This is a genomic window from Bacillus sp. BP-3 (genome assembly GCF_028401955.1).
Taxonomy (GTDB): domain Bacteria; phylum Bacillota; class Bacilli; order Bacillales; family Bacillaceae_G; genus Bacillus_A.
Genome location: NZ_JAQOTJ010000025.1, coordinates 1 through 21,867, shown reverse-complemented (window position 1 = coordinate 21,867; position 21,867 = coordinate 1). Strand labels below are relative to the sequence as shown.

42 protein-coding genes are annotated in these 21,867 nt (G+C 34.4%); 33 read left to right on the top strand and 9 right to left on the bottom strand.

The annotated features are described in order from the left end of the window. Positions 1 to 61: 61 nt before the first annotated feature. The 5 genes from PLX19_RS23765 to PLX19_RS23745 all read left to right on the top strand — a co-directional run bounded on the left by PLX19_RS23765 (position 62) and on the right by PLX19_RS23745 (position 3,807). Positions 62 to 1,360: a glycoside hydrolase family 113 gene (locus tag PLX19_RS23765; protein ID WP_272191361.1), complete on the top strand. Its 1,299-nt coding sequence runs from the start codon at positions 62 to 64 to the stop codon at positions 1,358 to 1,360. 12 nt (positions 1,361 to 1,372) lie between these two features. Beyond that, complete coding sequence (locus PLX19_RS23760) at positions 1,373 to 2,233, top strand: hypothetical protein (protein ID WP_272191360.1); 861 nt, start codon at positions 1,373 to 1,375, stop codon at positions 2,231 to 2,233. Between the two features lie 101 nt (positions 2,234 to 2,334). Further along, positions 2,335 to 2,559, top strand: a complete 225-nt coding sequence (locus PLX19_RS23755; protein WP_272191359.1) for a BhlA/UviB family holin-like peptide — start codon at positions 2,335 to 2,337, stop codon at positions 2,557 to 2,559. After that, positions 2,552 to 2,746, top strand: a complete 195-nt coding sequence (locus tag PLX19_RS23750; protein WP_272191358.1) for a hypothetical protein — start codon at positions 2,552 to 2,554, stop codon at positions 2,744 to 2,746. Before PLX19_RS23755 ends, PLX19_RS23750 begins: the two co-directional genes overlap by 8 nt. Then, entirely contained in the window at positions 2,746 to 3,807 is a 1,062-nt protein-coding gene (locus PLX19_RS23745; protein WP_272191357.1) for an N-acetylmuramoyl-L-alanine amidase, read from the top strand. The genes PLX19_RS23750 and PLX19_RS23745 overlap by 1 nt, the downstream gene beginning before the upstream one ends. Positions 3,808 to 3,842: 35 nt before the next feature. Here PLX19_RS23745 and PLX19_RS23740 read toward each other — a convergent pair whose 3' ends face one another. The 8 genes from PLX19_RS23740 to PLX19_RS23705 all read right to left on the bottom strand — a co-directional run bounded on the left by PLX19_RS23740 (position 3,843) and on the right by PLX19_RS23705 (position 9,405). Then, complete coding sequence (locus PLX19_RS23740) at positions 3,843 to 4,079, bottom strand: helix-turn-helix transcriptional regulator (protein ID WP_272191356.1); 237 nt, start codon at positions 4,077 to 4,079, stop codon at positions 3,843 to 3,845. Between the two features lie 88 nt (positions 4,080 to 4,167). Continuing rightward, positions 4,168 to 4,698, bottom strand: coding sequence for a hypothetical protein (locus tag PLX19_RS23735; RefSeq protein WP_272191354.1), 531 nt, complete (start codon positions 4,696 to 4,698; stop codon positions 4,168 to 4,170). An 11-nt stretch (positions 4,699 to 4,709) separates the two neighbouring features. Then, positions 4,710 to 5,090, bottom strand: a complete 381-nt coding sequence (locus PLX19_RS23730) for a hypothetical protein (RefSeq protein WP_272191353.1) — start codon at positions 5,088 to 5,090, stop codon at positions 4,710 to 4,712. Between the two features lie 235 nt (positions 5,091 to 5,325). Next, positions 5,326 to 5,592, bottom strand: coding sequence for a hypothetical protein (locus PLX19_RS23725; protein WP_272191352.1), 267 nt, complete (start codon positions 5,590 to 5,592; stop codon positions 5,326 to 5,328). Continuing rightward, entirely contained in the window at positions 5,582 to 6,592 is a 1,011-nt protein-coding gene (locus tag PLX19_RS23720) for a plasmid segregation protein ParM domain-containing protein (protein ID WP_272191351.1), read from the bottom strand. Before PLX19_RS23720 ends, PLX19_RS23725 begins: the two co-directional genes overlap by 11 nt. A gap of 337 nt (positions 6,593 to 6,929) precedes the next feature. Next, a complete protein-coding gene (locus PLX19_RS23715) occupies positions 6,930 to 7,961 on the bottom strand; it encodes a replication initiator protein A (RefSeq protein WP_272191350.1) in 1,032 nt (343 codons plus the stop codon). A 488-nt stretch (positions 7,962 to 8,449) separates the two neighbouring features. Continuing rightward, positions 8,450 to 8,866 (bottom strand): DUF3862 domain-containing protein, encoded by a 417-nt coding sequence (locus PLX19_RS23710; protein WP_272191349.1) that lies wholly within the window; start codon positions 8,864 to 8,866, stop codon positions 8,450 to 8,452. A gap of 194 nt (positions 8,867 to 9,060) precedes the next feature. Continuing rightward, entirely contained in the window at positions 9,061 to 9,405 is a 345-nt protein-coding gene (locus PLX19_RS23705; RefSeq protein ID WP_272191347.1) for a helix-turn-helix domain-containing protein, read from the bottom strand. Between the two features lie 532 nt (positions 9,406 to 9,937). Here PLX19_RS23705 and PLX19_RS23700 point away from each other — a divergent pair. From PLX19_RS23700 to PLX19_RS23690, 3 genes are all read left to right on the top strand, one after another. Then, positions 9,938 to 11,095, top strand: a complete 1,158-nt coding sequence (locus PLX19_RS23700) for an AimR family lysis-lysogeny pheromone receptor (protein WP_272191345.1) — start codon at positions 9,938 to 9,940, stop codon at positions 11,093 to 11,095. A gap of 6 nt (positions 11,096 to 11,101) precedes the next feature. Then, entirely contained in the window at positions 11,102 to 11,251 is a 150-nt protein-coding gene (locus PLX19_RS23695; protein WP_272191344.1) for a hypothetical protein, read from the top strand. A gap of 157 nt (positions 11,252 to 11,408) precedes the next feature. Beyond that, positions 11,409 to 11,552, top strand: a complete 144-nt coding sequence (locus PLX19_RS23690) for a hypothetical protein (protein WP_272191342.1) — start codon at positions 11,409 to 11,411, stop codon at positions 11,550 to 11,552. A 22-nt stretch (positions 11,553 to 11,574) separates the two neighbouring features. On the opposite strand, the gene PLX19_RS23685 is transcribed toward PLX19_RS23690, so the two are convergent. After that, complete coding sequence (locus PLX19_RS23685; RefSeq protein ID WP_272191340.1) at positions 11,575 to 11,934, bottom strand: helix-turn-helix domain-containing protein; 360 nt, start codon at positions 11,932 to 11,934, stop codon at positions 11,575 to 11,577. A 174-nt stretch (positions 11,935 to 12,108) separates the two neighbouring features. Between PLX19_RS23685 and PLX19_RS23680 the strand changes: the two genes are divergently transcribed. From PLX19_RS23680 to PLX19_RS23560, 25 genes are all read left to right on the top strand, one after another. After that, complete coding sequence (locus PLX19_RS23680) at positions 12,109 to 12,327, top strand: helix-turn-helix domain-containing protein (RefSeq protein WP_272191338.1); 219 nt, start codon at positions 12,109 to 12,111, stop codon at positions 12,325 to 12,327. 59 nt (positions 12,328 to 12,386) lie between these two features. After that, complete coding sequence (locus tag PLX19_RS23675; RefSeq protein ID WP_272191336.1) at positions 12,387 to 13,121, top strand: Rha family transcriptional regulator; 735 nt, start codon at positions 12,387 to 12,389, stop codon at positions 13,119 to 13,121. Positions 13,122 to 13,279: 158 nt separating this feature from the next. Next, positions 13,280 to 13,450, top strand: coding sequence for a hypothetical protein (locus PLX19_RS23670; RefSeq protein ID WP_272191334.1), 171 nt, complete (start codon positions 13,280 to 13,282; stop codon positions 13,448 to 13,450). A gap of 202 nt (positions 13,451 to 13,652) precedes the next feature. Further along, complete coding sequence (locus PLX19_RS23665; protein ID WP_272191332.1) at positions 13,653 to 13,898, top strand: hypothetical protein; 246 nt, start codon at positions 13,653 to 13,655, stop codon at positions 13,896 to 13,898. A 10-nt stretch (positions 13,899 to 13,908) separates the two neighbouring features. Continuing rightward, positions 13,909 to 14,121: a YqaI family protein gene (locus PLX19_RS23660; protein WP_272191390.1), complete on the top strand. Its 213-nt coding sequence runs from the start codon at positions 13,909 to 13,911 to the stop codon at positions 14,119 to 14,121. 1 nt (position 14,122) lies between these two features. Then, positions 14,123 to 14,299, top strand: coding sequence for a hypothetical protein (locus PLX19_RS23655; RefSeq protein WP_272191330.1), 177 nt, complete (start codon positions 14,123 to 14,125; stop codon positions 14,297 to 14,299). Beyond that, positions 14,296 to 14,565 carry a hypothetical protein gene (locus PLX19_RS23650; protein WP_272191328.1) on the top strand — a complete coding sequence of 90 codons (270 nt, stop codon included), beginning with the start codon at positions 14,296 to 14,298 and terminating at the stop codon, positions 14,563 to 14,565. Before PLX19_RS23655 ends, PLX19_RS23650 begins: the two co-directional genes overlap by 4 nt. A gap of 7 nt (positions 14,566 to 14,572) precedes the next feature. Beyond that, positions 14,573 to 14,785, top strand: a complete 213-nt coding sequence (locus tag PLX19_RS23645; RefSeq protein ID WP_272191327.1) for a hypothetical protein — start codon at positions 14,573 to 14,575, stop codon at positions 14,783 to 14,785. Continuing rightward, on the top strand, positions 14,772 to 15,452 hold the full coding sequence (locus tag PLX19_RS23640) for an ERF family protein (RefSeq protein WP_272191326.1): 681 nt from the start codon (positions 14,772 to 14,774) through the stop codon (positions 15,450 to 15,452). The genes PLX19_RS23645 and PLX19_RS23640 overlap by 14 nt, the downstream gene beginning before the upstream one ends. Before the next feature lie 14 nt (positions 15,453 to 15,466). Continuing rightward, positions 15,467 to 16,120, top strand: coding sequence for a hypothetical protein (locus PLX19_RS23635; RefSeq protein ID WP_272191325.1), 654 nt, complete (start codon positions 15,467 to 15,469; stop codon positions 16,118 to 16,120). After that, entirely contained in the window at positions 16,113 to 16,292 is a 180-nt protein-coding gene (locus PLX19_RS23630) for a hypothetical protein (RefSeq protein WP_272191324.1), read from the top strand. Before PLX19_RS23635 ends, PLX19_RS23630 begins: the two co-directional genes overlap by 8 nt. Next, entirely contained in the window at positions 16,292 to 16,495 is a 204-nt protein-coding gene (locus PLX19_RS23625) for a hypothetical protein (RefSeq protein WP_272191323.1), read from the top strand. Before PLX19_RS23630 ends, PLX19_RS23625 begins: the two co-directional genes overlap by 1 nt. Then, on the top strand, positions 16,488 to 17,297 hold the full coding sequence (locus PLX19_RS23620) for a hypothetical protein (RefSeq protein WP_272191322.1): 810 nt from the start codon (positions 16,488 to 16,490) through the stop codon (positions 17,295 to 17,297). Before PLX19_RS23625 ends, PLX19_RS23620 begins: the two co-directional genes overlap by 8 nt. A 13-nt stretch (positions 17,298 to 17,310) precedes the next feature. After that, positions 17,311 to 18,618, top strand: a complete 1,308-nt coding sequence (locus PLX19_RS23615; protein WP_272191321.1) for a DnaB-like helicase C-terminal domain-containing protein — start codon at positions 17,311 to 17,313, stop codon at positions 18,616 to 18,618. Positions 18,619 to 18,622: 4 nt separating this feature from the next. After that, entirely contained in the window at positions 18,623 to 18,859 is a 237-nt protein-coding gene (locus PLX19_RS23610) for a hypothetical protein (protein WP_272191320.1), read from the top strand. A 28-nt stretch (positions 18,860 to 18,887) separates the two neighbouring features. Beyond that, complete coding sequence (locus PLX19_RS23605; RefSeq protein ID WP_272191319.1) at positions 18,888 to 19,178, top strand: helix-turn-helix domain-containing protein; 291 nt, start codon at positions 18,888 to 18,890, stop codon at positions 19,176 to 19,178. Continuing rightward, positions 19,175 to 19,324 (top strand): hypothetical protein, encoded by a 150-nt coding sequence (locus tag PLX19_RS23600; RefSeq protein WP_272191393.1) that lies wholly within the window; start codon positions 19,175 to 19,177, stop codon positions 19,322 to 19,324. Before PLX19_RS23605 ends, PLX19_RS23600 begins: the two co-directional genes overlap by 4 nt. A gap of 9 nt (positions 19,325 to 19,333) precedes the next feature. Further along, positions 19,334 to 19,753: a hypothetical protein gene (locus PLX19_RS23595; protein ID WP_272191318.1), complete on the top strand. Its 420-nt coding sequence runs from the start codon at positions 19,334 to 19,336 to the stop codon at positions 19,751 to 19,753. A 1-nt stretch (position 19,754) separates the two neighbouring features. Continuing rightward, positions 19,755 to 20,153 carry a hypothetical protein gene (locus tag PLX19_RS23590; protein WP_272191317.1) on the top strand — a complete coding sequence of 133 codons (399 nt, stop codon included), beginning with the start codon at positions 19,755 to 19,757 and terminating at the stop codon, positions 20,151 to 20,153. Positions 20,154 to 20,164: 11 nt separating this feature from the next. After that, the gene (locus tag PLX19_RS23585) at positions 20,165 to 20,362 is read left to right on the top strand and encodes a hypothetical protein (RefSeq protein ID WP_272191316.1); all 198 of its coding nucleotides are present in this window, start codon (positions 20,165 to 20,167) and stop codon (positions 20,360 to 20,362) included. Between the two features lie 8 nt (positions 20,363 to 20,370). Further along, a complete protein-coding gene (gene fbpA / locus PLX19_RS23580; protein ID WP_272191315.1) occupies positions 20,371 to 20,517 on the top strand; it encodes a Fur-regulated basic protein FbpA in 147 nt (48 codons plus the stop codon). Next, a complete protein-coding gene (locus PLX19_RS23575; protein ID WP_272191314.1) occupies positions 20,501 to 21,127 on the top strand; it encodes a hypothetical protein in 627 nt (208 codons plus the stop codon). Before fbpA ends, PLX19_RS23575 begins: the two co-directional genes overlap by 17 nt. A gap of 58 nt (positions 21,128 to 21,185) precedes the next feature. Continuing rightward, positions 21,186 to 21,362, top strand: coding sequence for a hypothetical protein (locus PLX19_RS23570; RefSeq protein WP_442869093.1), 177 nt, complete (start codon positions 21,186 to 21,188; stop codon positions 21,360 to 21,362). Between the two features lie 10 nt (positions 21,363 to 21,372). Beyond that, positions 21,373 to 21,540 carry a hypothetical protein gene (locus tag PLX19_RS23565; protein ID WP_272191313.1) on the top strand — a complete coding sequence of 56 codons (168 nt, stop codon included), beginning with the start codon at positions 21,373 to 21,375 and terminating at the stop codon, positions 21,538 to 21,540. Between the two features lie 12 nt (positions 21,541 to 21,552). Continuing rightward, positions 21,553 to 21,867 (top strand): dUTP diphosphatase (locus PLX19_RS23560; RefSeq protein ID WP_442869092.1); only part of this gene is annotated, 315 nt, incomplete at its 3' end.

Below are 21,867 nucleotides of genomic sequence, written 5' to 3'. Positions count from 1 at the left end.
TTAGTAATATTTTCATTATGTATAATTCATTAAGCATCTTTGAAAAAAACGAGGTGAGAAAATGTCCATAAAACTAAATAGAACAACAACCGGTTTCGGTAGAGACTATATGAATAATGAAAATGAAAATTGGGATATTATTGAAAAGAATTATAACAATATTACAGATAAAAGTAATCAAACAGCAAGTAGTGTTGATTTAGCGATAAATACTGCTAATGAAGCAAATCAACTATCTAATAATGTACAAAAACAATTAGATGAGGTTGTGATAAAAGGAGACTCATCATTAGAGGCTGCACAAGCGCGGATAGATGTATATGGTGGATCTTCAAAAACTTTAAAAGAAAGATTAGATAAAGAACAAGTAAGACTCAGTACTATAAATGAAGACTTTTACGGAAATCAAGCAAAGAAAAAAGGTATATCAGTAACTATTACAAATAGTTCAACATCAGCTACTTACACGAACTGGGCAAGTCAATTAAGTAATATATCATGTGAAATAGAACTGTGTGTAATGGAGACGATTTCAACAGATACAAGCACTGACTTTACACCAGTTACAAATATTGCAGCGAAGGTTGCAGAGGTGAAAAACACATTAAAAAAACCTATTACAATAATTAAACCACACATTGGAACAGCTACTGGTGGAGACTCATTTTACCGTGGTAATTATAACCCTAGCGATATTAATTCATTTTTTACAAACTGGGGAAACCGATTAAAAGATTATGCACAAATCTGTAAGGATAATAACATTCCAGTTTTATGTATTACTTGTGAACAAACGAATCAAACTGTAAATACTTATTTATCAAATTGGAAGTCGATTATTTCTGCTTGTAAGACGATATATCCACAGCTTAAAATAACAGTCGCTTATACAAGATTTGAAGCAGGAAGGGATTTATATCAATACGGAAGTGCAGAAACATTGCTTGATAATATGGATATTGTAGGCGTTAACTATTATCCAAATATGTTACGTAATGAAGCAAAAAAGTATTTTTTCGGATATTTAGATAGTCAAGGCATGCAGAACCATAATAACAATACAGGTGTATTTCGTATGGATGAGCAAATTATAAACCTAAAAAGCAGATACCAAAAACCAATCTACATTATGGAAATTGGGTGTTCTGAATACAAAGACACATCAAATACAATGGAAATTGTAGCAACATATATTGGAACAAGTATAGACAGAAGTGACCAAGCTATTTATTTAGAAAATACTCTTAATTATTTAGTTAATAATGCCAATATAGATGGCTTTTTTTTATGGCATATTAATTCACCATTTTCTGTAGTAACTACAGAAGTAAAACCGATTGTACAAAAATACTTAAATTAAAAGAATGGGGAAATGCATATGGATGTGTATGGACAAACTTATGGCGATTATCAATCATTCCATAAAGGTAATCATAACGAAATTGGGAACCCACACCCACAATATAGCTTTCCAATTTTAAATATTGGCCAAGCTTCTTCGAATGGGCAGTATACGAAATTATTATCTACCGATCCAATTTCTAGTACGTATAAATGTCATTTCTTTTTGAAAGCAGAATTAGTGTCTTATAGTGAAATTGGCACCAATACAGGGTATTTATATGTGCATGCTACAGGTAAAAGTGATGGAACAATTAAAACTGAAATATCATTTAGTAATGAAACATATCAAGACATCTTCTCGGTGTACAAACGAGTAGTTGGTTCAAGTTTTGTTCTTGAATTATATCTAAAATCAACTGCAATTAATGACCAATTGAAATTTATACCGATTTTATGCGATTTATCTATTCATAAGGATTGGGCAGCGTATCAAAATAAATATATTCAAAGATCAAGAGTTACATTTTATGAGAACCAACCATATGTATCTTCTATACCAGATACATTATTAGGTGCAAGTTCTGCAACAAAGATATCTGACAAAAATATTATTGCCAGTACGATAAATGTAACTAGTGGAACGACAATAGATTGTACAAATTTAGGAACTGCCATTCTTAATTTTTCATCACCTAGCACTATAATAGCATTAAATAATTATAGAGAAAGTCAAATTATCACAATCCACTCTTCTTCTGGAAACGCAACAATTGAGAATAACTCAACAATTAAGTTGAAAGGTGGAGTAAATGTAACTCCACCAATCGGAGGTAACTTAACATTGAGACGCATAAGTAGTTTATGGGCTGAAATCAGCCGTAATTTCTAGTTTTTTTCATTGATAAACATCAATTTAAAATAAAATAAAGAATTTATAATAAAAGAGGAGAACCTGCTTCTCTTTTATTATTTTGAAAGGAAGTGAACATAATGCAGGAAGAGATTTTCAAATTAGCTTTGTCACAAGGACTCTTAGCAGTCCTTTTTGTTTGGCTTTTTTTTGATTCACGAAAAGAAAGTAAGGAACGAGAAAATAAATATCAGTCAGTTATTGAGAAAAACCAAAGTGTTATTGAAGAACAAGCAAAGGCATTCGGTTCTTTGTCAAAAGATGTGACAGAAATCAAACAAATTTTAGGAAAAGGTGATGTTTAATATGACTAAACGTTTAAAAAACTGGAAAACTTGGGTTGCAATCGCTTCATTGATTGGCTTTTTATTAACAAAGTTCGGACTTACTGAAGCTAAAACTTTTGTGGATGAGTTATTACCTTACTTATTCACACTTGGAATTTCACTTGGTATTTGGACTGATCACGAAGATAAAGGGGATAATGCTTAATGAAAAAATCAATTAAACTAGTTTCCTCTGTATCTATGACTCTAATGTTCATGCTTAGCTTTTCTACAGGAGTATTTGCAGATAGAACGTTAATTATAGATGATTTACCAAAACAAGCATATCGCTATGGCGTAGGAGCGTATGAAGGTGTTGTAGCACACAGTACAGCGACACCAGAAGCTCCGGCAATTAATATTCAACGTTATGAGTCTCGTACATGGCGCAACGCATTTGTTCACTATGCAGTAGACTGGAACGAAACGATTCAGATTGCTGATACAAAATATCGCGCATGGGGTGCAGGTGCTTCTGCAAACGCTCGATTTGTACACGTAGAGCTTTGTGAAACAGCAGATTATGATAAATTCAAATTTTCATATGATAAATATGTGAAGCTGCTTGCGAAAATCCTCAGTGATCGTGGCATTTCAGTCGAGAAAGGATTATGGACACACTCAGACGTAACGCATTATTTGGGTGGAACAGACCACGAGGATCCATTAGACTACTTAGCTAGTCACGGGGTTTCAGAAGCTCAATTCCGAGCAGACGTGAAACGTGCATACAATGATTCTAGTTCTGATGTTTCTGTGCCAGAGCAACCATCTAAGCCAGCTGAACAACAAACAGCAGCAATTGATGGTGTTGCATACATCCAAGGTTATAATATCAACTTACGTAAAGGACCAGATACAAGCTACTCTGTGATTCGCCAATTAAACAAGGGAGAATCCTATGTTGTGTATGCCGAACGAAATGGATGGCTTAATTTAGGTGGCGATCAGTGGATTAAAAACAATACAGATTACATCAAGTTTGAGAAGAAAAGCTTTGTAAGTTCTGTCGCAGGAAAACGTGTTGTGTCTAAAGTGGACAACCTACGTTTCTATGATTCTGCATCTTGGCAGGATAAAGACGTGGCTGGAACGCTTGATGAAGGATTGGGATTTACTATTGATGAAAAGGTCATGGTGAATGGTTCACCACAGTACAAGGTGCATAACAGTCGTGGTAAAACATACTATATTACTGCAAATGAAGCCTATGTATATATGAAGTAAGTAAGAAAGCCGTCTCTTATGAGTCGGCTCTTTTTTTATACCCAAAAATCATCGTAATGAATCGTATCTCTTTTTGTTATCTTCCTTAATGCACCTACAATTTTTTGAGCATTCTTCATAGTTGGTGAAAATTCATCTCCCTGACATACACGACTAATTGTAGATTTACTTACACCACTTCTTTCAGCTAATTCCTGCTGTGTTATTTTGTTCTTTTCTAAAAATCTAGATAACTTAGATCGTCTTCCTTTTCCAAAGTTAAGCCAACTCATCTAATCACCCCTGCACTTGATTTATTAGTACAAGGATAGTCAATGATTTCATTTTCTAAACATCCGAAAAATTGGAGAAGAGGACAAGTTAAGAAAATCTTCTTTTCAATAGCGATAACTTCTTACCAGGTTCTTCAGCATAATGTTTCATGTAGTCACACATTAAAATGTTAATTAGTTTATCAGCTGTATAACCATGCAACGGAAAGGAGTGAGCCATATCCGAGAAAAATACTTCCACACGCCGTAATATTTTCCTATCAATCTTAACTTTTATTGACCCGTATCGCTCATTTTCTTCATCGAAATGTAATTCATGGTCTGTGTAGTGCTTCTTACTTTCGAGAATTTGATACAACTGCTCCATACTGTTTTTGGACCGTATGTGTTCAAGGAAGTCTTCGATAAGAATCTCAGCTAAATCACTAGCTGTACACTCGTAATCTTCATCCTCCATATCTTCAATAATGATGTTCATTCGAAATAGATATATTTTCAGCATTTTAACTTCAAAGCTATATTTCTCTTTTAAACTTAATTGGATTTTAGTCCGTTCCCACCAATTCAATTCACTCATAAGCTGTATTTCTTTTGTCATCACATCATATTTACTGTACATGCTGTCACCTCTCACATTGTACGTAATGCAAAGCATAAAATGCGTGTTGCAGCTGCTCTTTGTGAAACTCCCCATTCTACTGCTAAACAAACAAGCTTAGAATGTATTTCCTGTTCCAGTTTCGCATGAATGTACTTCTTAGTGTCTTTATATTCGTATGCATGTATTTCGCTTATATAATCAATTCTGACGTGTTCTGTTATTAATTTAGACATATGTTGTGTAGTTGTTAATCCATTTTTGTATGCGGTAAGTCTTATCATTTGTCGTTGTGTTTCATTTACAGGTATTTTTATGTCTTTCTTTTTGTCAGAACGAGTTTTACGAGTTTGTAAGTTTTGTATTTTAGTATATTGTTTTCGAGGTTCGAACATAGGGTTAACATTGTTCATGTCACTCTCCCCTTTCGTTTTCAACCTCCCTCCCTCTCGTTATCTCACGGTCACAATTCCAAAATTCCACTATTCCTAGAATTTTAGAAAAAAGAGAGGGAGAGTGGTGTGTATGTCTAAAATAATATTATTTGAACATCTGACAAGTTATGCTAAAATTAACGTATCATTATTTTGTTAATGATTCAGCGAAAGCACTTCTGCCGCCAAAGTAGAGAGTGCTTTCTTTTTTTATTTAGAAACCACCGTCAGTCGATAACTTAGGTCTTTTCTTTTTAGTTTCTTCTTGCTTAACAGGTGATTCTTCTATAACAATATTCGTTCCTGTTGCTGTTACATTTGGCATATGAATGCCACTACTACCACCATTACTCGCAATGTAATAACGTATCGCATGACGTACAGTTTCTGCCTTACGGCTTCTTGGAATACTATTGATCCACTCATGAATGTCTTTATCTAACTCATCATCATAACTGAATTGATAAATTTTATTTGCCATCTTCTTCACTCACTTTAAACATTCCGTATTTGAAAAATCCTTCTGCGTTTGCTTGTTGTGGTTTTTCTGGTACATTCACACTTCCAACTAAACTTTCTATATGATTAGAAAACAGTTTAGCACCACCACCTGTTATAATGATTTCGTCGAAACGATCAAACGTTTTCCAAGCGTTTTTAATTCCTTGTTTAATCTTCTCAGCTACTTGAAATACTGCTTTTGGTTTGATTGCTTCAAAATCAATAATGTGGCGTTCTGATAGTTTATACTTCCCTTCTTCAAAAAACGGTTCTACGTGGTAATATTCAACTTTCGCATTAGAGTTTTGAGAGTTAATATAATCTGCAATGATTTGATAAACATCCTTCATGCCAGCTTCAACAGATTTAAATTCATTTTCGCGGCGAAGTCCATAGATAGAATCCAAGTCAGTTGTTCCAGTACCGATATCAATCACGCCAACACGGATATCTTCATAACGATCATCTGCTACAAAGCCTTCTTCATCTAAATACTTACTCATAACTGTTCCAATTGGTTGAGGAAGAATAATTACCTCTTCTACATTCACTTTTACAGTTTTACCATCAACTTTTACCGTATGTAATCCTTCAAATACATACTTTAATTCATTCGCTGCTTCTGTTCCAATCTCATTACTTGGTACACCTGTAATCACAATTACTTCATCAGTTGGTTGCACTTTACTCTTAAGAGCAAGATCAGCAAGAGCAATACTTGTTAGTACTTTGTATAAAGGTTCTTTATATCTGTTTTGGAATCCGTAAGTAGTAAATACATCTTTTACCTTCGTGATATCTTTACCCCACACATATTCAACACCTTCTATTTCGTAGGTCTTTAAACGTGTTTTCTTTCCAGTTATTGATTCGCCTACGTCTTTTTTAAAGGCCACTAATGATGGCAAAACGCCTTCTACTATTTCACTTCTTCCTTTAACATTACCGTTTCCGTGATCTAGAACTAATACTTTTTTCACAAAAACACAACCTTTCTCTAATTATTAGGTAAAACTTCAATATTTATACTCAGATTATACAACAAATTAAGTTTCACGAAAACAGTTTATTGAAGTTTTATAGAATAATTGTATTAAACTTCAAAATTAATTATGACAATAAATATATTTCTATTTATTGCCTCGCTATAGCTCCGCCAACTGTCTTCGCTCTAACTATAAATATATAAAAATCATATAGCCATGACCTTGCAGAATCCTCGTCAGCCGTCTACAATCCTCCCTACAAACCGAAAATCTTATTTGTACATTAGTTATGGTACGTGAAATTATTCATTATTAATAATCAAGAGGGAGATTAGGCCCTCTTGTATTTTTTTAGTTCTTCATCAAGTAAACGCTGTTCTTCATCAAGTGATAACTTTGTTCCTGTTTGTTCCGTTTCAGCTTCTTCATCTTGTTTTTTAACCCAATCTGGAACCAATTCTTTTCGAAGTGACGGTTGTTCTCCTATTGGTATGCTAGCTATCTCTGTTTTAAGCGATTTCTCAAGTAATCCTTTAAAGCTTGTACGAACTGTGGAATCTAATACGCGATTCAAAACAGCGTTAAATGCTACTTCATTTATTGCAGATTTGTATATTTCAAATAAAGAAACAATAACTTCTAATTTTTTATCATTCATTCTATCTATCTTTCTTCCAATAACAATTTGAGTTGTCTCAAAGAGACTTGTACTTTTCACTTTGTTCCAGATAGATAGATGTTTAGGTTTAAATTCAAAAATATTAAGTTCTAAATCAGATAGATTAAGTTCTAATTTACTTTCATTTTGCAAGTTACCGTGACTTTCATTTTGCAAGTTACCGTGACTTTCATTTTGCAAGTTACGAGAATTTTTCTTTTTCTCAGCATGTTTCTTTGCTTTTTCTTGGTTTGTTTTTTTCTTTTCCTGACGTAGATTATTAATTGTCTGTATGTATTCCCAACGTTCTTGTAAATCAACTGGATCTAATACATAAATACGATTAGCCTTGTCCTTTATATTCACTTCTGACAAAAGACCAAATGTATGAAGCTCTTTCTTTACACGGATCAGCGTTGACTCTGCAACATTTAGGATATAACAAAGCTCAGTGTTATCAGCTATACAGAAAATATAACCTTCATCATCACGATAAGAACGTGTTCCTGCTCCTGTCATTTCAGCTTCTTCTGTAATTATCTTGAAATATGTAACTTTATTTCGTAAGAATGAATAAAGTAATTTAGCATTTGAAGATAGTGTGCGGTAATTTTCATCAAACATTAGAAATTCATGTAATTTTATATACGCTTCTTTTGTTGCTTGTTTTCCAGATATTTTTTGACCTTGTTTCTTTGTATACATAACAAAAAACCCTCCATTTTCCTCCCCGGCTTAAAATTGGGTATAGGAAAGTAGAGGATTTGTATTTACGTTTTTTTGAAGTTATGATACTATCGTTATAGATAGCAACAACTAAATGACGTAACTTACAAAACCTCTGCTTTCGGAGTTTTTAAATGGTGTCTTGGCGACCAACCTATCGACCATCTAAAAACTGAGCCGGGGGTTTTTTAGTTTTATATAAATTTATTTATTTGCGAAAATATGTTTCTCTACTCAACATCTTAGCAGATTAATAGCGAAAAAAGAAGACAAAAAGAGAAGACCGTCAATTATTGGCGGTCTTCTCCATTTTTAATACATATAAAAATGTCACTTTGTTAAGTAGAAAATCCATTTTTATCTTTTTGCACAACTAGCGGATCTTATGTACTATGAAGTTACTCCTTTGTCAGCTCCGTTTACGCGGGGCCTTTTTTATTGAAAAAGAAAAGCACTCTTTCGAGTACTTATTTCAATCCGAATTGTGATTTATTTGCTAATTTTTCTTCTTGGAATGTGAAGTTTGCATTTGCTCCAAGGCCTTTTTCTCCATCCCATTTGTACATAATTGTGTGAAATTGATCACCTTTTTGTCCTGTCTCAGATAAAACTTCACCATCACTGCCAATTATGTTTTTAACTTCTTCATATGACATACCGTTTTGAATTTTATCAAACTCAGCTTTACTAACTCCAGGCTTGTTTTTAGATTCTTCTTTCTTAGGTTCTTCCTTCTTCGGTTGTTCTTGTTTAACCTCTTGTTTTGGTTCTGTAGAAGTATTTTTAGCTTCTTCTTTTTTACTACCACTACCACCAGCTGCAGCAGCTACGATAATAACAACGATAACCCAGAACCACCATTTTTTATAGAATGGTTTTTTCATAATAATTTGTCCTCCAGTATGTAAAATGTAAGATTTCCAAATATATGATAACAAATTAAATGTTTGTCTTTTGTCATATCATGTCGAAACAAAAAAGAAAAAAGAGAGCATAGTCGCTCTCTTCTTCTTATTGGTAAATTATATACATTTTACCGCTACCAATTGGAAACATTTTCCCTTACAATGTATCTAAATCAAAATGTTTCTTTATTTTCGTCTACCATTTTGATAAATAAAGAGACCTGTTTGCAGAATCGTTCTCTCTGAAGCTCATCTAACGCTGCATACGTTGATTGAGCATGAGATAATAGTTCTTGTAATGGTTCATCTTTAAAATCGCTCTGAAAGCCAATCAGAACGTTTACAGATACATTGAAAAAGGAGGCGATTGTAACTAAAATATCGATGTCTGGTTGATACCTATCTGTTTCCCAATTCTTGATCTGACTTCTACTCAAATTCAATTTATGAGCCAATTGTTCTTGAGTAAGTCCTCGTGATTTTCTTAGTTTCTTTAGAATTTGTCCAAAATGTTCCATAATCAAAATTATAAATACTAATCAACTATACTACTAATATTGGTCGTTTAACTGCCATTAAGGTATAATTGTCCTATAAAGTTTCTATTTGGAAAATATTTTTAAGAACAAACGTTCTATTTACGTTCTTCATATGGTAAAATGGAAATGTAAGATATCGATATGCAAAATTGCATATTTGTCAGATTACCGCATGATTGCTGATTTAAATGCATAAAATGATTTTTCTCAATAATTTTCAGACAACTACAATAAAAAGGCGTCTGAAAATTGTGTTATTATGGAAACATAAAAAAATTTGGAACGAAAAAAAGACTCACAGCGTGTATAAGTAGTGGTGACGCACTCTTATACCGTTCGCCCGACTCACAAAGGGAGAACAACCTGCCGTAAAGTCTTCTTCGGTTACTGTATTAGTAACACACTAATTATAACATAACCGAATTACGTATAACACATCAATGGTATGAATTCCCTGTAAAAAGTTGAGAAAGACGAGCGATGTCTTTTGTTCCGTGAGGAGGAACAAAAAGTGGAAAAAGTATTGACCAAACTCTCAGAAGATATGGATAAGAAAAATATCAATCGAAGTAAGATGGTAAATAAAATGGATATAGACGGAGCTACGCTTTCTCGTTTTTTGAAAGGTAAACATCAGTTACCATTTAACAAATATGGAGAAATGTTAAAAGAAGTTTACCCTGATGAAATTAGTGTTAGAAGAGAGTTTTGCAGAGAGTATTCGAGTTTTTTAACGAGACCAGGAAATAAGAAAATAGCCATGTATTACTTTTTATCTCATGGTGAATTGGATATGTTAGATGAGTTTATTCAAATGCAAAACAAGCATCACCATTGGGCCACAATTTGTGAATTAATTTGTTTACGATATAAAGGAATTCTTTCTGGTGATAGTTTGATGGAAAAATATAAAGAGAAAACAAAAGTGATTAAAACAAACGATACAGAAATGGAAATACTTCAAGGAATAGTTAAACTTCATATTAGATATGATCAAAAGAATTATAAATCGATGATTAGACTTTCTGAATATTTACACCAAAAAGTAGAAGAATTAAAAACAGGGTATATAAAGGATTTTTTAACATTCAAAATACAAGAAGCTGTCATATATGGACTTTTAACTTGTGGAGAAATAGATGAATTACGTAAAATATGTCATGGAATTATTAATGATGAAAAAACACATAAATTATTCCCTATATTTAGAGCGACAGCTTATGGAATTTTAGGAGAGTCTTATATCTTTACTGATTACCTAAAATCATTAAAATACTTGCAGTTAGCAGAGAATATCATTTCAACAGGTCCTGGTAACCAAATGAGGAAGAGAAGGAACATGATTTTAAACACAATAGATTTTTTGAAAATCTATTGGAAGGTAGATCTCCATGAACTTAATCCTTTAGACGATGTAGAAAAAGCATATTTAGAAATTCAAAAAGGAAATAACGAAAAGGCAATAGAGATACTTCATGATGTTTTAAATAAAAATGGAAGTCTTAGTGCGTTTGGGTTAACTTATCTAGGAATTGCTAAAGGTAATGATTCGGAAATTTTAAGCGCAGCTCTCGATTTATTCGAGAGATCATCAAACATTTTCTATTCGTTTTTACCGAAAAAACACCTAGGCATAATGTCCCATAAATGCTATAATTTAGTCGGGTGATGCTAAATGAAAAAAGTACTATCGCTAATCACAAGCGTAGCGTTAGCTAGCGGATTTCTATTCGCACATGCTGACAATAAAGAGCAACCAAAACAAATAGCTAAGGATGCTCAAAATAATACAATGCTTATGTATGATCCTGGTACAGGAATTTAACTTAATATATATTTTATGCAGGATGACATCTTCTATATAGGAGATGTCATTCGTTGTTTTAAGGGTTATTGAACTTTTAATAAAAAAAAACAAAAGTTCAATGAATGTGAATAATTCACAAACTTTTCATGTATATAACTAATTGGGGGTAATGTTAATGGGAGATTATACAGTTGGGATTCAATTATTAATTGATATAGCAAAAAAAGGTGATAACCAAGCAATTATTGCTTTGAAAGAGATTGATAAAATATTAGATGATTGTGAAACAAAAATGAATATAAAAAAAAGTGATTGTTAGCAGTAGCTATCAATCACCTTTTTTATTTCTCATTTTCTAGATCAAGACCATAAATTAAAGCTTTTATCTTTTTGATAGCGAATTCTTTTGTTTCATCATCGAATTTTTCAACTTTGTTTATATAGTGTTGAAGTTCTAACATTACACCTGAAGACTGATTTTCTTCTATGTTTTTGTTATCAGATAACCCCATAACATAATCAATACTTACATTACCTTTGTTAGCAATTTTATTTATTGTTTCTATAGAAGGGTTTTTTCTTCCTAACTCTATCAATGATATTAGTGATTTACTTACTCCTATAGATTCTGCAAATTGACTCTGACTCATTTTTAATTCAGCACGTATTTCTTTTACACGTTTGCCGATAGCGTTCTCCATCTAAAATTCCCCTTTTATAAATAAATTATATACCATTCTATATATAAACTAACAGAAACGACTACTCAGAGACAACCTTTTTTAAATTTTACCAAAAAATTTTATTTTAGGGGTTTACTAAAAGTAGTCGATGGTGTTATGATGAATTCAACGAAATAAACAAGGGTGATTACAATGATTCAAACAATAAAATTGAATACAGAAAAAGCTAGAGAATTGAGAAAGAACCTCGGATACAGTCATAGTTATGTGGCGAAACAGCTTAATTGCCACAAAAGTACTTATGGTCATATAGAAAGAGGTTTTAGGCAACCAAGCATCGATAAACTAGGTAGATTGTCAGAGATTCTAGGGGTTCCGACAGACGAATTATTAATAAAAAGTACACCATGAGTGGAATTTTTTTTGGAAACATCGACTACCGTAGGTAACTATTAAAAGGAGAGAAGAAAATGAATCAATTACAAATCGTTAATAAAAATGGCCAATTGTTAGTAGGGAGTAAGGAAGTTGCTGAAATGGTTGATAAACGCCATTCAGATTTAATTAGAAGTATTGATAATTACTCACAAGTTTTACTCAACGCAAAAATGCGTTCAGCTGATTTCTTCATTACTAACAGTTATAAAGATACAAGTGGGAAAGAAAACAGATGCTACCTTTTAACTCGAAAAGGTTGCGACATGGTAGCAAACAAGTTAACTGGCGAAAAAGGAATTCTCTTTACAGCAGCATATGTTACACAGTTTGAAAATATGGAAGAACAAATCAAAAAACAGCAACAACAACCAAATTCACCATTGCAAGCTTTACAAATGGCAATCAACCAAATGGTAGTACAAGAACAAAAAATGATTCAACTTGAACAACAAGTAACTACTGTTCAACACAGATTAGATAACTACGACAGAATCGATACAGTAGGTGACTTACAACAACGCTTAAACAAAATGATTAAACGATATGCACATCAAGAAAAGATGACTATCTCAAGCGCATGGAGAGCTTTTACAGACGCATTTAACACAGCGTACAGAACGAACTTAAAGTTAAAAATTACAAATTATAAAGAAAAACATGGTTTGAAAGAACTTTCACGACCACAGTATTTATCGCTTACAAATCAACTAGAAGATGCTGTACGAGTAGCGGACAAGCTTCTGAATAAAGGAAGTGCAACAGCATAAATCAAGCAATCTAGCACCTAAGAGTATCAGAAAACGATATTAATAGGAGTGAATAAAATGAATGAAAATTTATTAATCGGTCTGATTTTTCCGCTTATCGGTCTTGCTGTAATGCTTTTGGACAAGCCTATTAAACGCTTAACAAAGGAGATGGAACGATGAACGAAATCAATCATAAACAGTTTATAGAAACACGAAATGAATGTATGTCACAGTACGCGCTGAAGGAACTTATCGCTGAGTTACGCGGAGATCGTCATGGAATGGCCAGATGGCATGAAGAACATCGTCGCTGCGGTAAAGAAGTATTGGAAGTATTGCTGAAATAGGACAAGCCTACTGTGCTTGTCGTCATGATCGGGAACGAGGCACACAACTCCCCACATCGTTTCTGGTCATGACGATGCGTACAGCATCAATAAAACGAGAAAAGCGCCCCGATGCAGCGGGACGCTTCTGGAGAACCAAAATATTTTTTAAAGTAAGTCAATTATATCATGTCGGTTCTCCAAATAGAAGGAGGAAATTAAGATGAAAGTTTTGACAAATCAAACTTTATATCAATGTGATCATTGCGGAAAACGTCTTCTTACTAAACATGGCGCAAAAGTCCATGAAGAACAGTATTGTTCGGTTGTTTTAGAACAGAAAAAGAAAGAAAAACAAGCTAAATGTAAACACAAAAATATAAATATACATTATGGATATATCCCGGGTGAAGCAGTCATGGAACCGCAATATGATTACTGCGTTGATTGTGGCAAACGAATCGGATGAGGTGAAAGATATGATTGAAAACGCAATGGTTATGCACAATGGTTACGGAATTCGTGATTCTCAAGAATATGAACCAGTTCCAGTTGAAGATGAATGCGGAATGGAAGTGCTTTGTGGTGATGAAATCCTTATTGCACCAGACGGAAGTGTCGTCTTAAAAGAAAATGCAGTTGAGTATTTAACAAGTGTTCTTGGGTTCATGGTTAGAAAGGCAGGAGAGTGAGATGTCTTTACAAACAAAAATCGAATCGGAAATTCAAATTATGAAGAGTTTAGTTGAACGATATAAAAAAGCAAACAATCCAGATGATGTATCTGTAATTGTAGCTTATGAATATGGATTACAGGCACTTATGGAAGTGTATGAAGCTAGTAAGCAAGAAGAGGTGGTTCCGTTTTGAATACAGAGATACAGTTTTACAAGGGAATTAAATTACAACTTATTAATCGCAATTACAAAAGATATTCTGCAAAGCGTTATACATTAAACGGTACAAATCAAAACGTATGGATTCCAAATAAACATTTGCAATCAAACGGATTAATAAAGGAAAACGAAAATATCGATTATGTATTTAGAAAAGCGCAAAGGCAGTTGGAACTTGCTGGATACACAGAACCGATAATCGGAATAAAAAGACGTACACCGTCTTGTGATAAGGAGTGATTCCATTTTGAAACGAGCGATAAAGGAATTACAAAAATCACTTAAAGTTGAAAAACGGAAGCTAGAAGACTATGAATACAAGCTTAAAAACATAAAAGAACATGAGATTTCACTTCGTGAATCGATATGTGATGTGAAATTAACGATTGTAGATATAGAAGAAACTCTTTCAACACTGGAGATTATGACAGAAGGAGCTGAATCAAATGAACAAGAGTGAAACAATTACTGAACTAGCGAAAGCGTTAGTTAAGTTCAATTCAGAGGTAAATAAAATTGCTAAGGATGCAGATAATCCTTTCTTTAAAAACAATTACGCAACACTAGACACGATTATCGATGAAATAAGACCACTACTATCAAAAAACGGGCTAAGTATCATGCAAATACCAAGCGGTGATGGTCAAAACGTCACATTAAAAACACTTCTCTTACATGAGAGTGGCGAGTGGCTAGAAAGTGATGAACTCACAATGAAGCCAGTTAAAAACGATCCACAAGCAGTAGGAAGTTGCATCACATATGCTCGTCGTTACTCACTAGCAGCATTCCTTAGCTTGAATACAGGTGAAGATGATGATGGGAATGGAGCTACTTATGGGAAAGACGGAAAACCAAACCAAAAAAGTAATAGTGGACAAGCTCCAAATAAGCCACAAGGAAACGGAAGTGGTGGAGGTAATGGTAAAGCATCAGAAAAACAAATGAAGATGATACAAGCGAAAATAGCACATGTATCAGTCCTTTCTCAATCTGATAAACAAGCAGTTGAAGATACATTAAAAAGCAACATCAGTGTAAACAGCTTAACTGACATTACTTCAAAAGATGCATCGAAAGCAATAGAGGTACTGATCGGTTGGGAAAATCAATACAAAGCTAATTAAGGAGATGAAAAGCCATGCAAACGCGACGATATAAAGATATTTCAAATAAAAAATTCAACTATCTAACTGCGATTGAATATGTAGGACATAGCAACTGGAGATGTAAATGTGAATGCGGAAATGAAGTGATATTTGCAAGGTATCAATTAGAAAAATCAATCGTTTACAGTTGTGGATGTCAAAAGTCGCGTTTGCTAAGTGAATCAAGATCTAAAGGAAAGGTTTATAACAAACGTTTAAATAAGATTTTTGATGGAATGAAGCAACGATGTACAAACCCTAATTGTCCTAATTATAAACATTATGGAGCACGTGGAATTAAGATGTGCGAAGAGTGGGTGGAAAGTTACGATAACTTTTACTGGTGGGCCATGGAAAACGGTTATAAAGACGATTTATCAATTGATCGTATCGATGTTAATGGTAATTATAGTCCTAATAACTGTAGATGGATTCCGCAATCATTACAACAAAGGAACAAAAGAGATACAATTCGCGTTGAAATAAATGGAGAGCTTCTTACTTTACCTGAAATATGTGAAAAGTATTCTCTTAGTAAAGCTGCTGTGTTTTACAGATACCATCGTGGTTATAGAGGTAAAGAACTGATTAGTAAGTCGGGATCTTTAAAACATAACCAAAAAGGGGAGTTGAAAAGTCTTGATTGATGGACAAATTTTAACAAGTGTTGTTTTGCCACGATGGGTTACGGAGGGCGCACAAAATGAATTTGAACAGCTGCTTAATGCAAGGAAGTACATCAATAACAAACGTTATCCTGGTTATCGAATTGTGAGCATCACAAACGGCATAGCGTTATGCGAAGTGGAGGTCCTGTGATGTTTAAAGTACCGGTAAGACGAGGAACGATGAAAGAAATGATTCAGGCTGTTAAAGATTTAGAGGCAAAAGGTTATGACTATATAACTCCGATTAAACGAGTATATCGTACAGAAAAGACGTTTTATCATGATGGAACATTTAAAGGTAATCAAAAAATAAGATTTACAGGTATGGATGAAGAAGGTGAACTAAATGAGTAGTAACATATTTCAACTAGAAACATTTGCAAGAAGCGGTTATATGGTGCGACTCGCTTATGTTGATATCACTGAAGATTTAATTGCTGGGATTTTGTTAGGGCAAATCGTTTATTGGTATATGCCTAATGAACAAGGAAAGAGCAAGTTGAGGGTAAAAAAGAACAATGAGTTTTGGCTCGCTAAAGGTCGTGAGGATTGGAAAGACGAGATTAGAATTACACCTAAACAGTACGATAGGGCAATCAAAATTCTAATAAATAAAGGATTTGTTGAAGTTCAGAAGTTCAAATTTAACGGAGCTCCAACAAATCACATCAAATTAAACATTTCCGAAGTTACCGAAAGGGTAAAATCCATTTTGACCTTTGGGGAAAATCCAATTTCACCTTTGGGGAAAATGGAACTTACCGAAACGGTAAATTCTTTAACAGAGATTACTACAGAGATTACAACAAAGACTACAAACAATAATATATGTGCTGCTAAAGCAGACACGAAGAAGAATCATAAAAAGAATTCTTACAGTGATGATTTTGAAGAAATATGGAGCATCTATCCGAAAAAAAGAAACAAACCAAAAGCATACCAACGTTATAAAGAAGCGTTAGACAGAGAACACAGTCATGAAAGTATTAAATACGGAGTTTCATGTTATGCAAAAGAATGTCAGCAAAAGGGAACAGAATTGCAATACATCAAAATGTTAGAGGGATTCTTGAATGATGATAGATTCACAGAATACAAACAGATTGTAAAAACAAACAGTGAAACGAAATTAGATTTAAATAACATGTTCGATTGAGGGGATACAAGGAATGGAAAAATACACTACACATTATGAAAATGAATGCTACATGCTAAACATGTTCATGTTAGATAACACATTGATCGGAGAAACAAGGTTAAGAGATAAGCATTTCTTAAATGATAACAATAGATACTTATTCAAGGTTATGAAAGAGTTGCGTGATGAAGAAAAGCAAGTAGATATTATGAGTCTCCACCAACTTGGAGACGACAGAAAAGCGATGTTTGGTGGTTGGAACACTGTAACCAATGTATACGGACTGACGAACAGCTGCCATAACTACAATTTCATACAACAGAAAATGATTGAGTTCATTGCAATTGATGATGTGCTGCATATCGTTGAATCATTTAAGGACAAAACTAAGTTTTCGCATAGCTCTACACAGCTTAATGAACTACTTTCGAAGATTAATAATGTGCAGATTGATACTGTAAAGCCTCAGCATTCGTTTAAAGACAAGTTACAAATTCGAATAGAACAACATAGCAAGATGCCGGTAAACGGACTGAGTGGAGCGTCTACAGGTTTTAAAACATTGAACAATGCAATGGATGGTTGGCAACCTACGGATTTAGTAATAGTAGCAGCGCGTCCAAGTGTCGGAAAGACCGCTTTTGTATTAGACACGATGAGAAAAGGAGCTGCTGAAGATCCGAATTATATGGGTACATTCTTCTCGTGTGAGATGGCCGACATAAAGATCATTGATAGATTGATTGCCATGGAGGGAAAGTTGCCAGTAGCATCCATGACGAATCCTAACAAGTTTTTCGGTGGTAGATCTGAATTATGGGACAAGTATAACAAGGCATGTGGTGTTTTATCAGAGTTACTACTAGATGTGAGAGATGAGAAAAATATAAATGAGATCAGAGCGGTCATTAGAAAGAAAGTTAAAGAGTTTCCAGATAAAAAACATGTATTTGCTATCGATCACTTAGGACACGTTGGAACAGATGAGCGTTTTGATAGTAACCATCTTAAATTCACATACATTATGAATCAATTAAAAGACATTCAGAAGGAATTCAAGGTGTGTATTATCCTCGTAGCGCAGTTAAACAGAGCAGTTGAAGGTAAACAGGACAAAGCACCTTCAATGTCCGATATAAGGGAATCTGGAAGCATTGAGGAAATAGCAGATGTGATTATATTCCCGCACCGTCCAGCTTATTTTGACAGAGAACAGCGAGAAAAAGAGAAGATTCATGATGTTGAACTGATTCTTGCTAAAAATCGTAACGGATTCGTTGGTTCGCTTGGTTTCAATTTTATTCCGAAGACAAACCTATTTATAGAAAAAGGAGTGTAACGCCATGACGCTTTTCGAAATGTGGAAAGAAGCGAAAAGTTCAGATATGCCAGGAGCGTTTGAATTATGGGTTCTAATTGATTTCCTTGTATTAGAAAAGAAGGTCCTAACATATGAAGATAACGCAAATAAACTTGATTTTTACTATCAAGATCGTTTTAGAGATTCAATGAACGCACATATCAACGATTATATGAAGCGAAACGGAATTACAAATACACATAAACTAATTGCCGGATAAAAGCGAATCTTGGGGAGGATGTAATGGGATGGCTAAATTCAGAATAGCGGAAGGAGCGGCACGTGAAAGTAAGGCAATGGCAGCACAAGAACGCGACTTAATGACAGAACGTCGCCGAAACATTCATATAGCACTTGAAGATATTGACTTCATTTGGGACGAAGACAAGATTAAGGCGTTCCGAAGATTATGGCGAGAAGGTGCAAGTATTTATGAATTGGAGCAGGAATTAGGGCGAGGACAAAATGAAATAGCCGTTCTGATTCTTGACCAGTCGATAAGAGGGAGAATAGAGCAAAGGAAAGTGAGTCTTGTATGACAATAGAACAACTTTCACTTGATGATGTGATAGGAGCGTTTGATTATTCAGCAACAAGCACGGCAAGGAAGAAGTACGGGAGAATACTTATTAAGAACACTTACATTTCAGATAAAACTTTGAAAGAAATTATGGAACTGGATTGAGGTGATTTTATGGGAAACATCTACTTGAGAGAAGTTCCAACGCAAAAAGATTACGATACAGCTTTGAAAATTGGACTCTTAAAAAGTAATGTTGATTTTCGTTTGATGAATGGATGGAGTTTGAAAGAAGCCATAACAAAACCTTCTATAAGAGGTAAAAATGTATCAGAAAGAAAGAAGATGCTTTTATTGGCACAAAAGAACGGAATTAGTGAATCAACATTTATGCAAAGGGTAAAAAAAGGATGGACTCCATATGATGCGGCAACGAAGAAACCCGGAAAATATGGAGATGTTATAGAACTACGTAAACAGAACGGAATCAGTCAAAGAACATTTTATAAACGGATTGAAAACGGAATGGATCAATATACAGCGGCAACAAAACCTTTAGATAACCGAGGTGGAAAAACGAGAAAGGAGAATTGACATGAAATACAAAACTGTAATCGCTCAAAAATATTATGAAATAGCAGCGAAAAATGGTATTAACAAGCAGAATGTATATCAGCGAGTTTATTTGTATGGCTGGAACATTGAACGCGCTATAACAGAACCCGTTAAAACGGTAAAAAACAAACATGAACATATGATATTAATCGCCGAAAGGAACGGGATTAGCAGAATTACTTATTTTAAGAGATTAAAAGAAGGAATGACACCACAACAAGCGGCTACAAGGCCGAAAGGATTGACGGTATTCCTTGAAATTGCTCTAGAAAACGGAATTAAAGAAATTACATTTTATAAGAGAGTCGCAAGGGGAATGGAGCTGTATGAAGCTGCGACAAAACCAACACGTAAATATAAGAATGAACAAATCAGCTAGGAGGACAAGCCATGACACCGAAGGAACGGGCGACATTAAGAGGTTTCTGGACAAACAAGCAAACAGGTGAGCATATCGCTGTAACGCGTGTGACGATGTATGGCGAGGCTCATGCAAGGAAAGTGGATTCGTTAGGACATGAAGTCGGACCAAAGGAAATCATGTTATTACGAAATCTGAAGACGGATTATATGAAAGGGATGCATTAGGAGGCGCAATGGACAGGAAACAAATATTCATCAATGTGCTACTACATAGGGGGATTTACAAGGAAGAGGGCACAGGGCGACAGCTTTATGAAATGAGTGAGGATGAGTTATTCGAGTTGATAAAGGGAGATGGGGAGAATGAAAAAAGGAGATAAGTTTAATAGATTGACTGCAATAAAAGAAGTAGGTAAAAAACATGGACATCCTATTTGGCTGTTCGAATGTGAGTGTGGAAATAGGAAAGAAATGAGAGCAAGCTTAGTTTCAAGTAATAAATCAAAATCGTGTGGTTGTCTAGCTAAGGAATTGACTATCAAAAGATCAACTATACACGGCGGTGAGAAAACACGGTTATACGGTATATGGAGAACCATGAAGCAAAGGTGTACTAATCCTAATGCTATTAATTATAAGATTTATGGCGGTAGAGGGATAAGAGTTTGTGACGAATGGAATGAATTCCCGAATTTCAGAAGTTGGGCCTTATCTAACGGATATGAAGAAACTTTAACAATTGAACGGGAAGACGTTAATAAAGGATATGAACCAGAAAATTGTTCATGGATAACTAGAGCTGAACAAACAAGAAATACAAGAACAAATATGAAATTAACAATCAATAATGAAACTAAATGTATGGCTGAATGGTGTAGGGTGTATGGAAAGAAAAAGATAACAGTAATGAAAAGAATCGCAAGAGGAATGGATCCGATAGATGCATTAACAAAACCTGTACAAAAATACAAAAAGAAAGATGGTAATTGATATGAAAATTGTAATGTTTAGTAAAAATAATTGCCCAAATTGCAAGAGAGCAAAATTCATGCTGCAGCACTGTCCGGTTGAGGTTGATATTGAAGAGATTAATGCAGATGAATTATTCGGTGTCTATGATGATCTGAAGGAAAAAGGAATTATGTCATTACCGTCATTTTATATAGATGAAGAGTTAATTGAAGGTTTTAACGAAGGAAAAATAATGACCAAATTAGGACTGTAGGAGGGATTTCATGAAAAAAGAAACCAAAATACAGGTGGAAGGTGAACTCGCAGTAGTAGAAAGTGAGATTCGTAAGATGGAATATCACTTGGTGGGATTGAATAACGAGAAGCGGAAAACGCAGCTATCCTTGGAAGTGTTGAAGAAACAGAAAGAAAAATTGAAAAGTTATTTATAAGGGGCGGACAAAATGAATTTACGAGTAAAGGTTAAGAAGATGAATGAAGCAGTGGAGCTTCCGAAATATGCGAAGCCTGGAGATGCGGGTTTTGATCTTGTAGCAGCAGAGGACACGATTATTGAGCCGGGTGAAACGAAAGTAATTCCTACAGGATTGGCTTTCGATATTCCACTAGGATTTGAATTGCAGGTACGGCCGCGCAGTGGGATTTCACGAAAAACAAAACTTCGAGTTGTATTAGGGACGGTTGATAGTGGATACCGCGGAGAAGTTGGAGTGATCATCGAGAATATATCACCTAAAGGTAATGAAGATTATGGATGC

Coding starts and splice junctions, on each gene's coding strand:
- PLX19_RS23765 (WP_272191361.1), top strand. CDS start 62: ATGTCCATAAAACTAAATAGAACAACAACCGGTTTCGGTAGAGACTAT.
- PLX19_RS23760 (WP_272191360.1), top strand. CDS start 1,373: ATGCATATGGATGTGTATGGACAAACTTATGGCGATTATCAATCATTC.
- PLX19_RS23755 (WP_272191359.1), top strand. CDS start 2,335: ATGCAGGAAGAGATTTTCAAATTAGCTTTGTCACAAGGACTCTTAGCA.
- PLX19_RS23750 (WP_272191358.1), top strand. CDS start 2,552: ATGTTTAATATGACTAAACGTTTAAAAAACTGGAAAACTTGGGTTGCA.
- PLX19_RS23745 (WP_272191357.1), top strand. CDS start 2,746: ATGAAAAAATCAATTAAACTAGTTTCCTCTGTATCTATGACTCTAATG.
- PLX19_RS23740 (WP_272191356.1), bottom strand. CDS start 4,079: ATGAGTTGGCTTAACTTTGGAAAAGGAAGACGATCTAAGTTATCTAGA.
- PLX19_RS23735 (WP_272191354.1), bottom strand. CDS start 4,698: ATGTACAGTAAATATGATGTGATGACAAAAGAAATACAGCTTATGAGT.
- PLX19_RS23730 (WP_272191353.1), bottom strand. CDS start 5,090: ATGAACAATGTTAACCCTATGTTCGAACCTCGAAAACAATATACTAAA.
- PLX19_RS23725 (WP_272191352.1), bottom strand. CDS start 5,592: ATGGCAAATAAAATTTATCAATTCAGTTATGATGATGAGTTAGATAAA.
- PLX19_RS23715 (WP_272191350.1), bottom strand. CDS start 7,961: ATGTATACAAAGAAACAAGGTCAAAAAATATCTGGAAAACAAGCAACA.
- PLX19_RS23710 (WP_272191349.1), bottom strand. CDS start 8,866: ATGAAAAAACCATTCTATAAAAAATGGTGGTTCTGGGTTATCGTTGTT.
- PLX19_RS23705 (WP_272191347.1), bottom strand. CDS start 9,405: ATGGAACATTTTGGACAAATTCTAAAGAAACTAAGAAAATCACGAGGA.
- PLX19_RS23695 (WP_272191344.1), top strand. CDS start 11,102: ATGAAAAAAGTACTATCGCTAATCACAAGCGTAGCGTTAGCTAGCGGA.
- PLX19_RS23690 (WP_272191342.1), top strand. CDS start 11,409: ATGGGAGATTATACAGTTGGGATTCAATTATTAATTGATATAGCAAAA.
- PLX19_RS23685 (WP_272191340.1), bottom strand. CDS start 11,934: ATGGAGAACGCTATCGGCAAACGTGTAAAAGAAATACGTGCTGAATTA.
- PLX19_RS23680 (WP_272191338.1), top strand. CDS start 12,109: ATGATTCAAACAATAAAATTGAATACAGAAAAAGCTAGAGAATTGAGA.
- PLX19_RS23675 (WP_272191336.1), top strand. CDS start 12,387: ATGAATCAATTACAAATCGTTAATAAAAATGGCCAATTGTTAGTAGGG.
- PLX19_RS23670 (WP_272191334.1), top strand. CDS start 13,280: ATGAACGAAATCAATCATAAACAGTTTATAGAAACACGAAATGAATGT.
- PLX19_RS23665 (WP_272191332.1), top strand. CDS start 13,653: ATGAAAGTTTTGACAAATCAAACTTTATATCAATGTGATCATTGCGGA.
- PLX19_RS23660 (WP_272191390.1), top strand. CDS start 13,909: ATGATTGAAAACGCAATGGTTATGCACAATGGTTACGGAATTCGTGAT.
- PLX19_RS23655 (WP_272191330.1), top strand. CDS start 14,123: ATGTCTTTACAAACAAAAATCGAATCGGAAATTCAAATTATGAAGAGT.
- PLX19_RS23640 (WP_272191326.1), top strand. CDS start 14,772: ATGAACAAGAGTGAAACAATTACTGAACTAGCGAAAGCGTTAGTTAAG.
- PLX19_RS23635 (WP_272191325.1), top strand. CDS start 15,467: ATGCAAACGCGACGATATAAAGATATTTCAAATAAAAAATTCAACTAT.
- PLX19_RS23625 (WP_272191323.1), top strand. CDS start 16,292: ATGTTTAAAGTACCGGTAAGACGAGGAACGATGAAAGAAATGATTCAG.
- PLX19_RS23620 (WP_272191322.1), top strand. CDS start 16,488: ATGAGTAGTAACATATTTCAACTAGAAACATTTGCAAGAAGCGGTTAT.
- PLX19_RS23615 (WP_272191321.1), top strand. CDS start 17,311: ATGGAAAAATACACTACACATTATGAAAATGAATGCTACATGCTAAAC.
- PLX19_RS23610 (WP_272191320.1), top strand. CDS start 18,623: ATGACGCTTTTCGAAATGTGGAAAGAAGCGAAAAGTTCAGATATGCCA.
- PLX19_RS23605 (WP_272191319.1), top strand. CDS start 18,888: ATGGCTAAATTCAGAATAGCGGAAGGAGCGGCACGTGAAAGTAAGGCA.
- PLX19_RS23600 (WP_272191393.1), top strand. CDS start 19,175: ATGACAATAGAACAACTTTCACTTGATGATGTGATAGGAGCGTTTGAT.
- PLX19_RS23595 (WP_272191318.1), top strand. CDS start 19,334: ATGGGAAACATCTACTTGAGAGAAGTTCCAACGCAAAAAGATTACGAT.
- PLX19_RS23590 (WP_272191317.1), top strand. CDS start 19,755: ATGAAATACAAAACTGTAATCGCTCAAAAATATTATGAAATAGCAGCG.
- PLX19_RS23585 (WP_272191316.1), top strand. CDS start 20,165: ATGACACCGAAGGAACGGGCGACATTAAGAGGTTTCTGGACAAACAAG.
- fbpA (WP_272191315.1), top strand. CDS start 20,371: ATGGACAGGAAACAAATATTCATCAATGTGCTACTACATAGGGGGATT.
- PLX19_RS23575 (WP_272191314.1), top strand. CDS start 20,501: ATGAAAAAAGGAGATAAGTTTAATAGATTGACTGCAATAAAAGAAGTA.
- PLX19_RS23570 (WP_442869093.1), top strand. CDS start 21,186: ATGCTGCAGCACTGTCCGGTTGAGGTTGATATTGAAGAGATTAATGCA.
- PLX19_RS23565 (WP_272191313.1), top strand. CDS start 21,373: ATGAAAAAAGAAACCAAAATACAGGTGGAAGGTGAACTCGCAGTAGTA.